Below are 12,225 nucleotides of genomic sequence, written 5' to 3'. Positions count from 1 at the left end.
ACGCCAGCCTTTCTGATTCGAGCCAGCGCCGACGGTGCCGCTGTCTGCAGCCACTCAATTGGCTGAATCGTGTCGCGCTGAAGCGCTTGAGAATCCGTTCCGGAGCACGACACGGGCGGATCGACCACTAGGCCTCGATAGTAACACCCAGGTCACGCAGGGTCGATGTGATATGGTCGGAGCATCAAGTCCGCCCGTTCGCAGGCGGCTCTCGGCGGTTAATTCGCCAGTAATCGAGGAATTTATGAAAATCGGCGTAATCGCGTCGGTAGCCCATCGCACGCCACCGAAAAACTATGGACCGTGGGAGCACATCGCGTCGACCCTGGCCGAGGGATTCGTCGCGCGGGGACATGACGTCACGCTGTTCGCCACCGGGGACTCCGAGACATCGGCGCGGCTGGTCGCGCCGGTCGCGTCGGGGTACGAGGAGACGGCCGATGCCGACGCCAAAGTCGCTGAGGCACTGCATAATTCGACCGCGTTCGAGCACGCGGGCGAGTTCGACGTACTGGCCAATCATTTCGACTTCATGCCGCTGACCTACAGCCGCCTGGTGTCGACTCCGATGGTCACCACGATCCACGGCTTTTCCTCGCCGAAAATTGTGCCGGTATATAAGGCCTTCGATGATATCGCGCACTATGTGGCGATCAGCGATGCCGATCGGCATCCAGCGCTCCGCTATGCCGCGACAATCCATCATGGTATCGATACCGCGCAGTTCACATTTCGGCCCGAGCATGGCGAATATCTGCTCTTTCTCGGGCGAATTCACCCCGACAAGGGGACGCACCTGGCAATCGAGGTGGCGCGGCTCACCGGGTTGCCGTTGATCATCGCCGGCGTGGTGCAGGACGAGGAGTACTTCCGCACGGCGGTCGAGCCGCACCTCAGCGACCCCGCCGTGACCTATGTCGGGCCGGTCGGACCGGCGCGCCGGGACGAACTGCTCGGTGGCGCACGCGCTTTGCTGCACCTGATCGGATTCGCTGAGCCGTTCGGTCTCGCGGTCGTCGAGGCCCTCGCGACCGGAACACCGGTCATCGCAACCCCGTTGGGATCGATGCCGGAGATCATTCGAGACGGTGTCACCGGATTCCTCGTCACCGATGTGGCCGGGGCGGCAGCCGCGCTCGCCAAGGTCGATCAGCTCGATCGGCGGGTCGCCCGCGACGACGTATGCGAGCGCTTCAGTGCGGAGCGGATGATCGACGATTATCTGGCGCTGTTCGAGCGCATCGTGCCCGCGTCGCCGGCGCAGCAGGGCATCGGCTCGCCCGGGCTGTTCTCACACGCCGGGCTGTAGGTAGTCGCGGCACCCGCCACCCGGTATCTAATGGCTGGCCGGTTGCGGGCGCCAATTGTATTGTGCGGATATGGGTCTAGCGAAGCTTGCCGAGGAGTTCTGGAACTGGCGGCTGGCGACACTGCCCGACTCGCACGACGATCTGCCACGGGTGGAACGGCCGGCGGGGTGGCTGCCCGATTGGTCCTCGAAGGCGATCACCGGCCGCCGGGAGGTGCTCGCCGAGCTGACCCGCCGACACCGCGAGCTCGACCTGTCCGACGCGCCGGTCGCGGTACAGGTCGACGGCAGGCTGCTCGGCTCGGCACTCGCCAGGGTGCACTGGGAGCTGGAGCTGATCCGGGACTGGGAGCGCAATCCCGGCTTCTACGTACAGCAGAGCCTCGGTCCGATCTATCTGGAGTTGCTCGTCTCGTCGCCGTTCGACGCGGCCAGGGCGGCGAAGATCAGCGCGCTGCTGCGGCACGTTCCGCTCGTGCTCGAGCAGGCCAGGGAGAATCTCGCGGGTCGGGCCGGTGCGGCGTTCACGCGCAGCACGCTGCGATTGCTGGACGAGGCCGAGGGGTCGCTCGAGGCCGCGATGGCGGAGCTGGTTCCGTTCCTGCCCGATGCGTATACCGCCGAGTTGCCCTCGGCCGCCAGGGTGGCCGCCGATGCCGTTGCGGCGTACCGGGATTGGCTTGCCGAGCAGCTGCCGTCGCTGGGTGAGGTCGAACCGGTCGGGCCGGAATCGCTGGCCTACTTTCTGCATCGCGTTGCGCTGCTGCCTTATTCGGCGCAGCGGCTGCGTGAGATGGGCCGCCAGGAGTGGCATCGGGCCGTCGCCCTCGAGGCGTTGCTGCGTACCCGGCACCGAGACGCCGCCGAACCTGAGCTGCCCGCCGATGCGTCCGAGCAGGTCGAGCGCCAAGCCGTTGCTGAGCGTGTGGTGCGTGCGTTCGCCGACGAGCGGGGTCTGCTGAGTCAGCCGGAGAGCTTGCGGCACTACCGATTCGCGCCGCGGCCGCCCTATCTCGAGCCGTTGACCTGGCTCGGTGTTGCCGACGACCTGACCGGGCCCGCTCGAATGGACGAGGACGCCTCCCGGTATGTCCCGACGCCGCGACCGGATCTGCCGTACTTCGAGCGGGCCGCCGCGTTCGATTCGCGCACCGCGATCGTGCACGAAGGCGTACACGCCCAGCAGGTCGCGATCGGTTGGCACCACGAGAATCCCGCGCGGCGGTGGTTCTACGACTCGACGCCCAACGAGGGCATCGCGTTCAACTACGAAGAACTGATGCTGCACGCCGGGCTGTTCGACGACGCACCGGCCAGCGCGATCTTCGTGGCAAATGCCATGCGGCTGCGGGCTTTACGCGTCGACGTCGATATCGCGCTCGCGCTCGGCGAACTCTCCATCGATGAGGCGACGGATCGGCTGGCGGTCGCGGTGCCGATGGATCGCGAGACGGCGTGGGAGGAAGCGGTGTTCTTCGCGGGGAACCCCGGCCAGGCGTTGAGTTATCAGATCGGCAAACTGCAGATTCAGGATCTGCTCAGCACGGCGGTCCGCGAACTCGGCGACGCGTTCGATCTGAAGGAATTCCACGACCGGCTCTGGCGCGAGGGGAACGTGCCGTTGTCTTTGCAGCGTTGGGAGCTGCTCGGCCTGCGTGACCACCTCGACGAAGCGGACCGGCTGGCCGGATAGGCATAGTGGGAGGACCCACTACGGCAGGTCGGCAGTGCCGTCCGGGCCAGCAGAGGAGCCTGCATGTTCAGAACGCGACATTTCGCCCTGGTCGGTGCGCTCGTTCTGCTCTGTGGTGTTGGTGGCTGCGCGGCCGAGACGAAGCATGCGCCCCTGCCCGGGCAGGGGCAACGGGGGACTGTGGTGTCCACGACACCGGTTGCGCAGCTGTCGATCGAGGAGACCGCCGCCTACCTCACCAAGGGGAACTTCGATACTCCGGTGCACAACGGGGTGGACGCGTATCGCGTCGACTATCGCACCATCACCGCGGCAGGTGAACCGACTACCGCGAGTGGGCTCGTCGTGTTCCCGCATACGGATTCCCCCCGGTTGCGCGCTGTCAGCTTCGAGCACGGCACGCTGGTGCTGAAGAGCGATGCGCCGTCGGTCAACAATCAGAGCCGTCCCGACCAAGCGCGCACCATCATGTTCGCGGCAGCAGGCTACGCGGCGATCGCCCCGGACTATCTCGGCCTCGGCGACGGACCGGGAAACCATCCCTACACCCACGCCCCGACGGAAGTAAGCGCCTCGGCCGACCTACTGTTCGCGGCTAAAAGCATTGCCTCGCAACAGCATCGTGAATTCGAGCACGACATACTGGTGACCGGCTTCTCCCAAGGCGGCCACGCCGCAATGGCATTCGGCAAGGCGCTACAGGCAGACGAGGTGCCCGGTTTCGGACTCGCCGCCCTGGCCCCGGTCAGTGGCCCCTACGCCCTCCGCGGCGTCGAAACCCCCGCCGGCCTGGACGGACGAGTCGCACCGGGCCCCGCGGTCTTCTACTTCGCGTACTGGCTGACAGCGATGAACCAGATCTACCGCTTCTACGAAAACCCGGCCGAAGCCTTCCAGGAACCGTACGCCGGAAAGATCGAAGGACTCTTCGACGGCACCCGCAACGAACTCACCATCGCCACCTTGCTACCCATCACCCCGGACCTCCTGCTGACGCCACGATTCGTCGAGTGGGCGAAAAACCCCACCGGCGCGGTCCTGAAAGCAATCACCGACAGCGACACCACCTGCGACTGGACCCCACGCGTCCCCGTCCACCTCTACGCCGCGACCGCCGACCGCAATGTCCCCTACGCCAACGCCGAACACTGCCTGCAAGCCCTGCACAGCGACAACGCCACTCTGCAGAACCTCGGCAACCTCGACCACACGAACTCGGCCCGCGCAGCCATGCCGCAGATCCTCACCTGGTTCCAACAACAGGTTCCGCCAAGCTAACTCGGCTTTGTCGCCTCGTCGGTGTCTGCCGTGAGAGCGAGCAGGAGCATGGCCTCGTAATCGGCGGTGCCGGGGACAGTTTGGTAGAGCGCGAGGCGGTGACCATCGGTGCCGAGGTCGAGGGTCTCGTAGACGAAAGTGATCTCGCCGATGCGTGGGTGGCGGAACGTTTTTCGGTCGGTCGATCGGCGCCGAACATCATGGCGCGCCCATAGGGCGGCGAATTCCAAACTTGCCGTGGAGAGTTCGGTGACCAGTTCGGTGAGGCGCGGGTCGGCCGGATCGATTGCCACTGCGGCGCGCAACTGGGCGACGCTGGCCGCGGCGGCGTAATCCCAGCTGTCGTACAGGGTTCGAGCGGTCGGATGCAGGAAGACATAGCGGGTGGTGTTGCGTTCGGCGGGCGGCCACCGGTCGATCCCGGAGAGCAGGGCCAGGCCCTCGGGATTGCTGGCGATGATGTCATTGGTGCGGTTGCGGACGTAACAGGGGCAGGGACGCACGTTTTCCAGCAGCATCGCGATGCCGGGGCGTACCGCCGGTGCGCCCCGGCGCCGCCTGCCCCGGCCTGCCGCGAGGTCGGCCAGGGCGAACAGATGGGTGGTCAGCTCGTCGTCCAAGCGCAGCGCGCGGGCGAGTGCGTCGAGGACCGCAGGGCTGGGATTGGTTTCCTTGCCCTGTTCGAGGCGGATGTAGTAGTCGATGCTGATGCCGGTAAGCGCAGCCAGTTCCTCGCGTCGCAGGCCGGGAGTGCGGCGCTGGCCCGTGCCGACGGGCAAACCGAGATCGGTGTGCTGCTGCAAAGCGCGCCGAGCCCGTAGGAATTCGCCCAAGGCCGTGCCGTCAGCCGGTTCAAAGGGTGCCTGCGCCATGGCATTCAGTGTGTCATCGGATGCCACGACCGTGGCTGGCCGTATCACTGCCAGGCACCGCACTACCAGCAGTGCCGCCACCTTCCCCGCCATCGCCGCCGGCAGCAGGCTCGGGGGCATGACTTTTTTCCGAACGGCCCAGGCCCGGACGCGCGCCGCGAGGTCACACACTTGGTGGTCGACGCGATGACGGTGCGGACTGCGCTAGAGGTGATCGCGGATCACGATCTGACCGGGCGAGAAGCCATCGTGACCGGTGGTGCCGCCGGACTCGGATTCGAGACCGCGCGAGCTCTCGCCGCGGCGGGCGCTCGGGTGGTGCTCGCCGGTCGCGATCAGCAGGTCGGGGCGGCTGCCGTCGCTGCGCTCCGCGCGTCAACAGGCAACGATCGCATCGTGTTTCGTCCGTTGGACCTGGCATCGCTGGAGTCGGTGACGACCTGGGCGCACAAGCACGCGGCCACCGGAAAGCCCTTGCATATCCTGATTCTCAACGCCGGAATCATGGCGACACCATTGCGGCGCACTGCCGATGGCGTCGAATCACAGTTCGCCGTCAACTATCTCGGCCATTTCGCTTTGACGATGGGTCTGCTGCCCTCGTTGCGCGCGGCGGGCTCGGCGCGGGTGGTCTCGCTCACCTCGCGGGCGCACCGTCGCGGTGACATCGACTTCGACGACCCGAATTATCTACGCCGCCACTATGATCCGTGGCAGGCCTACGGTCAGTCCAAGACTGCGTGCGCGTTGCTCGCGGTCGGTCTGCACGCCCGATACGCCGTCGAAGGTCTCACTGCCAACGCGGTGATGCCCGGTGGGATCGTGACCGGTCTGCAACGCCACCTCGATCCCGAACAGCTCGCGGCAGCGGGCTGGCCCGCACTGCGCCGTCGCGGTGACATACCGCCCGGGTGGCGCACGCCGGAGCAAGGAGCGGCGACTTCGGTGTGGGCCGCGGTGGCACCCGGTCTGGTCGGCGGCGAGTATCTCGAAGACTGCGCCGTCGCCACAGCCTGGAACGCGGACGGTAATCCGCCACCCGGTTATTACCTGCCCTACGCCGTGGACCCCGGCCGGGCCGACCGGTTGTGGGCGCTGGCCGAACAGTTGGCGGGAGTTGGGCGCAAACCCTGATTGCCTCGCTATCGGGACAGTCCGTGTACGCGGGCGATGAGGCGTTCCATCACGGTGCGCGGCAGCAGTCTGCGCACCGCGAACATGACGGGGGCATTGCTGCCGACGGCATAGAGGGGCTGTGGGCGGTCGGCCTCGATGGCCTTGACGATGGTGTCGGCGACCCGTTCGGCGGTGATGCCTTTGCCTTGTGCCTCATCCAATTTCGCGATGAACGTGGTGAAGTCGGCGGTGTGCGGCGAACCCTCGGTCAGGTACTTCGTCCGGCGTTCCCGCAGCCCCGTATTGATCTGTCCCGGCTCGACCGTGCTGATCCACACCCCGAACGGTGACTCCTCGAATCGCGCGGCCACCGCGAAACCCTTCAGCGCCGCCTTGGTCGCCCCATACGACGACCGATACGGCATCGGGAAGCTGGCGATCATCGACCCCACCATCACCACCCGGCCGTACCCGCGCTCCCGCATACCAGGCAACACCGCCTGCGTGAGTGCCACCGGCCCGAGCACATTCAGCCGGAACAACCGCTCCACCGCATCCGTCGGCAGCTCCGCCAACGGCCCCGCCTGACTTTCCCCAGCATTGTTGACCAGCACATCAACCTCCCCGAGCCCCGCGACAAACGCCTCGATCGACGCAGCCTCGGTCAAATCGAGCGCCCGATACTCGACCCCCGCCACCCGAGCCTCGTCCCCAACCCCCTCGGGCTTCCGACTCGTCCCGATCACCCGATATCCCCGCGCCACCAACGCCGCGGCCGTCGCCTTCCCGATCCCGGACGAAGCACCGGTAACAACAGCAGTGCGAGGCATAACCATCTCCTTAGTCAGCGACTCCAGCCGACGATAGCGCCTCCCCCCCAACCCCCGCGCGACCCCCAGCCCGCCGCCAACCGATCAAGCCGCCCGTGCCGGGCATTTCGGTGGGGAAACGGGGGCGCAACGGGGGGTTTCGGAATGGGGATTTCGTATTGAATTCTGCGGTTGGGTGGGGTTGGGCGGGTGGGAGCAAGGCTAGGGTTGGCCGGCGCGATGGGGGCTGGGTGCTGTCGTGGGGATGTGCTGGCCGCTCGATGCCGAGGAGAATGTGGTGGTTGTCGACACTGTTCGGGAGGAACAGGCGATTCGTCAGATGACGGAGCGGTTGGTCGAAAACTTTGGCGGCACTTACTCTCCGGAGTACATCGAGGGCGTGGTGGGCGCGGCGCGGCGGCGGTTCGCGGGGCATCCGGTGCGGACGTTCATCCCGATTCTGGTGGAGCGCTACGTTCGTCGGCAGTTGGCGGCAGTGGGAGAGGTAGGGGACGCGGTCGTCGGGCCGGACACCGCGCGGACGCGTAAGGCTAAGCACAAAGCCGAATCGGGGGATGGTGGGTTGCCTGCCGCGATTCGTGAAACATGGTCGGCGAACAAGCGTTTCGCGCCGGCGGCGGTTGCCGCGGTGGTCGCGGCCTTGGTGGTGGTGACCGTGGTTACGCTGGCGCTGGCGGTGCGGCAGCCGAGTGCCACGCCGCAGGCGGCGGCGCCGGGAGTGTCGTCACTGACCCTGGTGCGTGGCGTGGTCGGGTCCGAGAAGATGTCGTTCTTTCAGGATCCGAAGGTCGCCGAGGTGCTGGCGCGCAACGGAGTGAAGGTGGAGGTGGACGCGGCGGGGTCGCGGGAGATCGCGACGTCGGTCGATCTCGGGAAGTACGCGTTCGCGTTCCCGTCGAGTGAGCAGGCGGCGGAGCGAATTCAGCGGCAGCGCAACGTGAGTGCCAAGTACATACCGTTCTCGTCGCCGATGGCGATCGCCACGTTCAAGCCGATCGCCGACCTGCTCGCCAAGTCGGGTGTGGTGCATCAGGGCCCGGTGCCGACCTTCGACATGGCCCCCTACCTGCGCATGGTCGGCAACAACACGCGGTGGGACCAACTCGGCGACAACACCGCGTATTCGGTCCGCAAGAACGTGCTCATCTCCACGACCGACCCGCGCAGCTCCAACTCCGCGGCGATGTATCTGGCCATCGCGGGCTACGTCGCGAACAACAACACGATCGTGCAGGGTACGTCCGCCGAGCAGGACGTAATCCCGACGGTGTCAAGGCTTTTCGTCGGTCAGGGCTACACCCAGAACAGTAGCGAGGGCCCGTTCGACGCCTACCTGGCCTCCGGCATGGGCCCGACGCCGCTGGTCTGGATCTACGAGTCGCAGTTCGTGGACGCCACCGTGCGTGGCCAGATCAAGCCGGACATGACACTGCTGTACCCGTCGCCGACCATCATGTCCCGGCACACACTGGTACCGCTGGGTGAGGCGGGCGACCGGATCGGCCGCCTGCTGTCCACCGACCCGGAGCTGCAGCGCCTCGCCGCCGAGCACGGCTTCCGCACCGGCGACGCCACCCAGTTCGCCAAAGTGACCGCCGATCACAACATTCCGGTCGCCGCCGACCTCGTCGACGTGATCACCACCCCCACGTTCGACACGTTGGAGCGCTTGCTCGATGGCGTCGGCAAGTCCTACAACTGATTCGCTGCCGCAGCCGAAACGCCCTGCTGGACAACGAGTGTCTGGTCTGGTTTCGGATGAGGCAATAGGGGCATACTTGTCGCATCAGGTACCGGCCGACCAGCCGGTATCGCGGCGCGAGGTAAAGCAGCATGACAGTGGATGGGCCGTACGAGATTCCGCCGCTCGATGACGCCGAGGACATCACCCGGATCACGGAGCCGCAGCCGGGCGCGACATTGGCGGACACCAGGAACTGGGCCGGGTTCGGCTTGCTGTTCATCGGCGTGGTGATCGCTGTCGCTGCCACGGTGGTGGCGATGTGGGGGTTCGGCGCCGCGGCCGTCGTGGTGACGATCTTCGCCGTGCTGACTCTGCTCGCGGGCGCGGCGCTGGTGGTGCTCGAGCAAGTGCGCAAGCGCGCGCGAACCATTCCCGCCTCGGCGGAGGCACCCGCATGGCAGGTCATCGAGCGGCCCGGCGAGTGAGCTGGTCGGTTCCCGCTGTGCCACCCTCGATCTCGTCCGAACGGAGTTCGCCTGCTGGCGGGCCTCGACGGCGCGGCCTGGGTGCATGCGGCCGACGAAGCGGCGGCCCGGCTGGGAATCCCGCTGGTGGCCACGGTGATCGAAGCGAACGAATGGCCGGGGCGGGTCGGCATCGATGCCGATGGCGCCGTGCTCGTCCGCCCCGACCAGGCTATTGTCTGGCGGGCACCGACGAGCGGTGCTGATCCAGCGGATGCGATCGGCCAGGTGCTGCGTCGCGTGCTCGACAGGTGAGCTACCTGCCCTGAGACGCGCGTGAAAGGTCGGTGAGACGTCCACCCCGAAGTATCGGCAGCACAAGCCATCAAGACTCGGAGGAATCGTCCATGAATCGCCGAACACTCTGCGCGATCGCGCTCACCGCCCTCGTCGCGGCCGCAGGCGCGGCCTGCTCCGACGACAAGAGCAGCAGCGCCCCCGCGCCCGGTACCAGTAGCGCTGCGGCAGCGCAGGCACCCGCCACTCCGGGAGACTACTGCCAGTCGATGCTCGAATTGTCCCGCCGCACCCGCGAACTGGCCTCGAAGTCGGACATCGCGCAGGCCGACTATGGCCAGACCGCCGACCTCTTCGACCAGGTGAAGGCCAGCGCACCGGCCGAGGTAGTCGGCGATATCGACAAGATCAGCGCGGGCTACCGGGCCATCTCGAAGGGCCAGGCCACGATCGACACCGTCGGTCCGGATATCGCGCAGGCGAGCCTGCATATGACCCAGGTGAACATGGAGAAGTGCGGACCGCCCACCGGTAAGTAGCCGTGGTGCACGAACCGAGTCGAGCTGAAGGAGATCGATGATGGATCCGACGAATCCCGATGTCCGGCTGCAGGTGCACCGGTGGGGTGACGGGCCACCGGTCGTGCTCGTGCACGGCGGGATTCTCGGCGGCCGCGAAGCCTGGCGCGCGCAACGCCCACTGACCAGCCGGTGGACCGTGCTCGCGCCGGATCGCCCCGGCCACGGCGGCACGCCCGCCCTGGGGCGTCAGGATTTCGAGCCGGACGCGCGGCTGATCGCGGATCAGCTGCTCGACCGGCCGGTCCACCTCGTCGGGCTGTCCTATGGCGCGATCGTGTCGATGTACGCCGCCGCCCAGCGGCCGGAGCACATCCGTTCGCTCACCATCGTCGAGCCGCCGCTGTTCGGCATCGCGCGCGGAAACTCGGTGGTCGATGCGGCGGCCGCCGCGACGCGTGCGCTGATCGAGGATGTCGAGCTGCCGCCGGAGGTGGCGTTGCCGCGATTCTTCGACCTCGTCGGGGCGCCCGTCACCCTCGGTGAACCGATACCGCCGGTGCTGATCGATGGGATGCGACGGCTGCAAGGCGCGCGTCCGCCGGACGAGGCCGCACCGCCCACGGCACAGCTACGGGCGGCGGGTTTTCCGATACTGGTGATCTCCGGCGGGCATATGGAGTCGAACGAAATCATCTGCGACGCCATCGCGGAACAGACCGGCGCCGAACGCGCGGTCTGTGCGGGAATGGGGCACCTGGTGCCCGACACCGGCGCACCGTTCAACGCGTTGCTGGAGAAGTTCTTCGAGCGCGGCGATACGTCTTAACGAGTGCCATGCCCGGCGCAGGCGGCGAGGGCGGTGTCCTTGGTGGCGTTGAACTTGTCGATGGTGGTGTTGAGCGTGTCGGTGTCGGCGCGGCGGGCCAGCGTGTCGGCGAGGGCATTGCTGTCGTCGCGGTAGGCGCGCAGCACGTCGGCGATGTTCGACGGCACGTCGGTGCTCACCTGCTGGTCGACCGCGCCCGCGCCGGTGTGCAGCGTGCCGACGGCGATGTCGGCCTTGCCGGTCGCCGCCGGATCGTTGACGCCCTTGTCGTTGCTGACCGCGATGTAGTCGTTGAAGTCGCGGATCGAGTTGCCGTTCGCGGCGAGGAACGCGTCGCAGGCCGCTCCGGTGGCGCGTTCGACGGCGGCGGCGCGGGCCGACGAGGCCGCGACCGAGGAGGCGGTGACCTCGGAGGTGTAGGCGGCCAGGTCGGACTGGTTGACCTGGGCGGTGCCGGAAACCTGCTCTGAGCAGGCGCCGATGATCAGCACGCCCGCCGCGGTCGCCGCCGCGGCGGCGGTCAAGCCCGCGCGTTCGAGTCGTCGCATGATCGGTCCCTCTCTGTGCCGATGCCGGACATTCCGACGGTACGTCCGTGCGGCGGCGGGCTCGGCAGGCTGGACCGATATCGATGAACAACCGATATCTGCGAGGTGCGGTCTGTCGCACCGGGGCCGGCGGGGCATCCCGGTGCGACAGACCGTCGGATCAGCTCTGGCCGAGCATGCCGCGCATGGTGTCGATTTCCGCGCGCTGGCTGTCGATGATGCTGCGGGCCAACGTCTTCGACTCGGTGTTCGTGCCGCCGGCGAGCTCGGTCTCGGCCATGGCGACCGCGCCGGTGTGATGCTCGATCATCATGGTCAACCACTGGCGGTCGAAGTCCAGGCCGGACGCGGCCTGCAGCGCGGTCATCTGGTCGGCGCTCATCATTCCCGGCATGGTGTGGCCCGCGTGTCCGCTGCCCGCGGTCGGGGCGGGCTTGCCGAAGCTTTGCAACAGCATGGTGATCTGCTGCATTTCCGGTGCCTGGGCCTTTTCTACGTTGGCGGCGAGGGCCAGCAGCTGCTGGTTCTGGCTGTGGCTCGGCATCAGCTTCGCCATGTCGACCGCCTGCGCGTGATGCGGGTACATCATCTGCAGGAAGGTGACGTCGGCGTCGTTGAAGTCGGTGCGGGCGGCCGGTGCGCTCGCGGCGGCGGAAGTGCTCGATGCGCCGTGATCCATGCCGGACACGGCGTTGTCGTCGCTACAGCCCGCGAGGACGAGGGCGGCGGCGCCTGCGACGATGGCGGCCGTGATTCGGGTACGGGTGATGAACATGGTTGTGCTCCT

The 12,225-nt window shown here is 67.1% G+C and carries 13 protein-coding genes; 9 read left to right on the top strand and 4 right to left on the bottom strand.

Annotated features, from left to right (window positions below):
- The first annotated feature begins 244 nt into the window (after positions 1 to 244).
- The 3 genes from ABZ942_RS13035 to ABZ942_RS13025 all read left to right on the top strand — a co-directional run bounded on the left by ABZ942_RS13035 (position 245) and on the right by ABZ942_RS13025 (position 4,280).
- Complete coding sequence (locus tag ABZ942_RS13035; RefSeq protein ID WP_357381345.1) at positions 245 to 1,309, top strand: glycosyltransferase family 4 protein; 1,065 nt, start codon at positions 245 to 247, stop codon at positions 1,307 to 1,309.
- A 70-nt stretch (positions 1,310 to 1,379) separates the two neighbouring features.
- The gene (locus ABZ942_RS13030; RefSeq protein ID WP_357381343.1) at positions 1,380 to 3,002 is read left to right on the top strand and encodes a DUF885 family protein; all 1,623 of its coding nucleotides are present in this window, start codon (positions 1,380 to 1,382) and stop codon (positions 3,000 to 3,002) included.
- A gap of 63 nt (positions 3,003 to 3,065) precedes the next feature.
- The gene (locus ABZ942_RS13025) at positions 3,066 to 4,280 is read left to right on the top strand and encodes an alpha/beta fold hydrolase (RefSeq protein WP_357381341.1); all 1,215 of its coding nucleotides are present in this window, start codon (positions 3,066 to 3,068) and stop codon (positions 4,278 to 4,280) included.
- On the opposite strand, the gene ABZ942_RS13020 is transcribed toward ABZ942_RS13025, so the two are convergent.
- Positions 4,277 to 5,152 carry a helix-turn-helix transcriptional regulator gene (locus tag ABZ942_RS13020; protein WP_357381339.1) on the bottom strand — a complete coding sequence of 292 codons (876 nt, stop codon included), beginning with the start codon at positions 5,150 to 5,152 and terminating at the stop codon, positions 4,277 to 4,279. The genes ABZ942_RS13025 and ABZ942_RS13020 overlap by 4 nt on opposite strands.
- Positions 5,153 to 5,338: 186 nt before the next feature.
- Here ABZ942_RS13020 and ABZ942_RS13015 point away from each other — a divergent pair, with 186 nt between their 5' ends.
- Complete coding sequence (locus ABZ942_RS13015) at positions 5,339 to 6,286, top strand: SDR family NAD(P)-dependent oxidoreductase (RefSeq protein WP_357381337.1); 948 nt, start codon at positions 5,339 to 5,341, stop codon at positions 6,284 to 6,286.
- An 8-nt stretch (positions 6,287 to 6,294) separates the two neighbouring features.
- Here ABZ942_RS13015 and ABZ942_RS13010 read toward each other — a convergent pair whose 3' ends face one another.
- Entirely contained in the window at positions 6,295 to 7,098 is an 804-nt protein-coding gene (locus tag ABZ942_RS13010) for an SDR family oxidoreductase (RefSeq protein ID WP_357381335.1), read from the bottom strand.
- A gap of 277 nt (positions 7,099 to 7,375) precedes the next feature.
- On the opposite strand from ABZ942_RS13010, the gene ABZ942_RS13005 reads away from it, so the two are divergent.
- The 5 genes from ABZ942_RS13005 to ABZ942_RS12985 all read left to right on the top strand — a co-directional run bounded on the left by ABZ942_RS13005 (position 7,376) and on the right by ABZ942_RS12985 (position 10,890).
- Positions 7,376 to 8,800: a three-helix bundle dimerization domain-containing protein gene (locus tag ABZ942_RS13005; protein WP_357381333.1), complete on the top strand. Its 1,425-nt coding sequence runs from the start codon at positions 7,376 to 7,378 to the stop codon at positions 8,798 to 8,800.
- Between the two features lie 131 nt (positions 8,801 to 8,931).
- A complete protein-coding gene (locus tag ABZ942_RS13000; protein ID WP_357381332.1) occupies positions 8,932 to 9,267 on the top strand; it encodes a hypothetical protein in 336 nt (111 codons plus the stop codon).
- A 15-nt stretch (positions 9,268 to 9,282) separates the two neighbouring features.
- Positions 9,283 to 9,561: a hypothetical protein gene (locus ABZ942_RS12995; RefSeq protein ID WP_357381895.1), complete on the top strand. Its 279-nt coding sequence runs from the start codon at positions 9,283 to 9,285 to the stop codon at positions 9,559 to 9,561.
- 92 nt (positions 9,562 to 9,653) lie between these two features.
- A complete protein-coding gene (locus ABZ942_RS12990) occupies positions 9,654 to 10,082 on the top strand; it encodes a hypothetical protein (protein WP_357381330.1) in 429 nt (142 codons plus the stop codon).
- Positions 10,083 to 10,119: 37 nt separating this feature from the next.
- Positions 10,120 to 10,890 (top strand): alpha/beta hydrolase, encoded by a 771-nt coding sequence (locus tag ABZ942_RS12985; RefSeq protein WP_357381328.1) that lies wholly within the window; start codon positions 10,120 to 10,122, stop codon positions 10,888 to 10,890.
- On the opposite strand, the gene ABZ942_RS12980 is transcribed toward ABZ942_RS12985, so the two are convergent.
- Together ABZ942_RS12980 and ABZ942_RS12975 are read right to left on the bottom strand one after the other, a co-directional pair.
- A complete protein-coding gene (locus tag ABZ942_RS12980; RefSeq protein WP_357381326.1) occupies positions 10,887 to 11,438 on the bottom strand; it encodes a hypothetical protein in 552 nt (183 codons plus the stop codon). The two genes, ABZ942_RS12985 and ABZ942_RS12980, sit on opposite strands and share 4 nt — an antisense overlap.
- 160 nt (positions 11,439 to 11,598) lie before the next feature.
- A complete protein-coding gene (locus ABZ942_RS12975) occupies positions 11,599 to 12,213 on the bottom strand; it encodes a DUF305 domain-containing protein (protein ID WP_357381324.1) in 615 nt (204 codons plus the stop codon).
- Between the last annotated feature and the right edge of the window lie 12 nt (positions 12,214 to 12,225).

Origin of the sequence: Nocardia sp. NPDC046473, from assembly GCF_040645995.1 — a bacterium.
GTDB lineage: Bacteria > Actinomycetota > Actinomycetes > Mycobacteriales > Mycobacteriaceae > Nocardia.
The sequence above is the reverse complement of the archived record's forward strand: the minus strand, read 5'-3'. Positions and strand labels throughout refer to the sequence as shown.

Coding starts and splice junctions, on each gene's coding strand:
- ABZ942_RS13025 (WP_357381341.1), top strand. CDS start 3,066: ATGTTCAGAACGCGACATTTCGCCCTGGTCGGTGCGCTCGTTCTGCTC.
- ABZ942_RS13020 (WP_357381339.1), bottom strand. CDS start 5,152: ATGGCGCAGGCACCCTTTGAACCGGCTGACGGCACGGCCTTGGGCGAA.
- ABZ942_RS13030 (WP_357381343.1), top strand. CDS start 1,380: ATGGGTCTAGCGAAGCTTGCCGAGGAGTTCTGGAACTGGCGGCTGGCG.
- ABZ942_RS13010 (WP_357381335.1), bottom strand. CDS start 7,098: ATGCCTCGCACTGCTGTTGTTACCGGTGCTTCGTCCGGGATCGGGAAG.
- ABZ942_RS12975 (WP_357381324.1), bottom strand. CDS start 12,213: ATGTTCATCACCCGTACCCGAATCACGGCCGCCATCGTCGCAGGCGCC.
- ABZ942_RS13015 (WP_357381337.1), top strand. CDS start 5,339: ATGACGGTGCGGACTGCGCTAGAGGTGATCGCGGATCACGATCTGACC.
- ABZ942_RS12990 (WP_357381330.1), top strand. CDS start 9,654: ATGAATCGCCGAACACTCTGCGCGATCGCGCTCACCGCCCTCGTCGCG.
- ABZ942_RS12985 (WP_357381328.1), top strand. CDS start 10,120: ATGATGGATCCGACGAATCCCGATGTCCGGCTGCAGGTGCACCGGTGG.
- ABZ942_RS12980 (WP_357381326.1), bottom strand. CDS start 11,438: ATGCGACGACTCGAACGCGCGGGCTTGACCGCCGCCGCGGCGGCGACC.
- ABZ942_RS13035 (WP_357381345.1), top strand. CDS start 245: ATGAAAATCGGCGTAATCGCGTCGGTAGCCCATCGCACGCCACCGAAA.
- ABZ942_RS13000 (WP_357381332.1), top strand. CDS start 8,932: ATGACAGTGGATGGGCCGTACGAGATTCCGCCGCTCGATGACGCCGAG.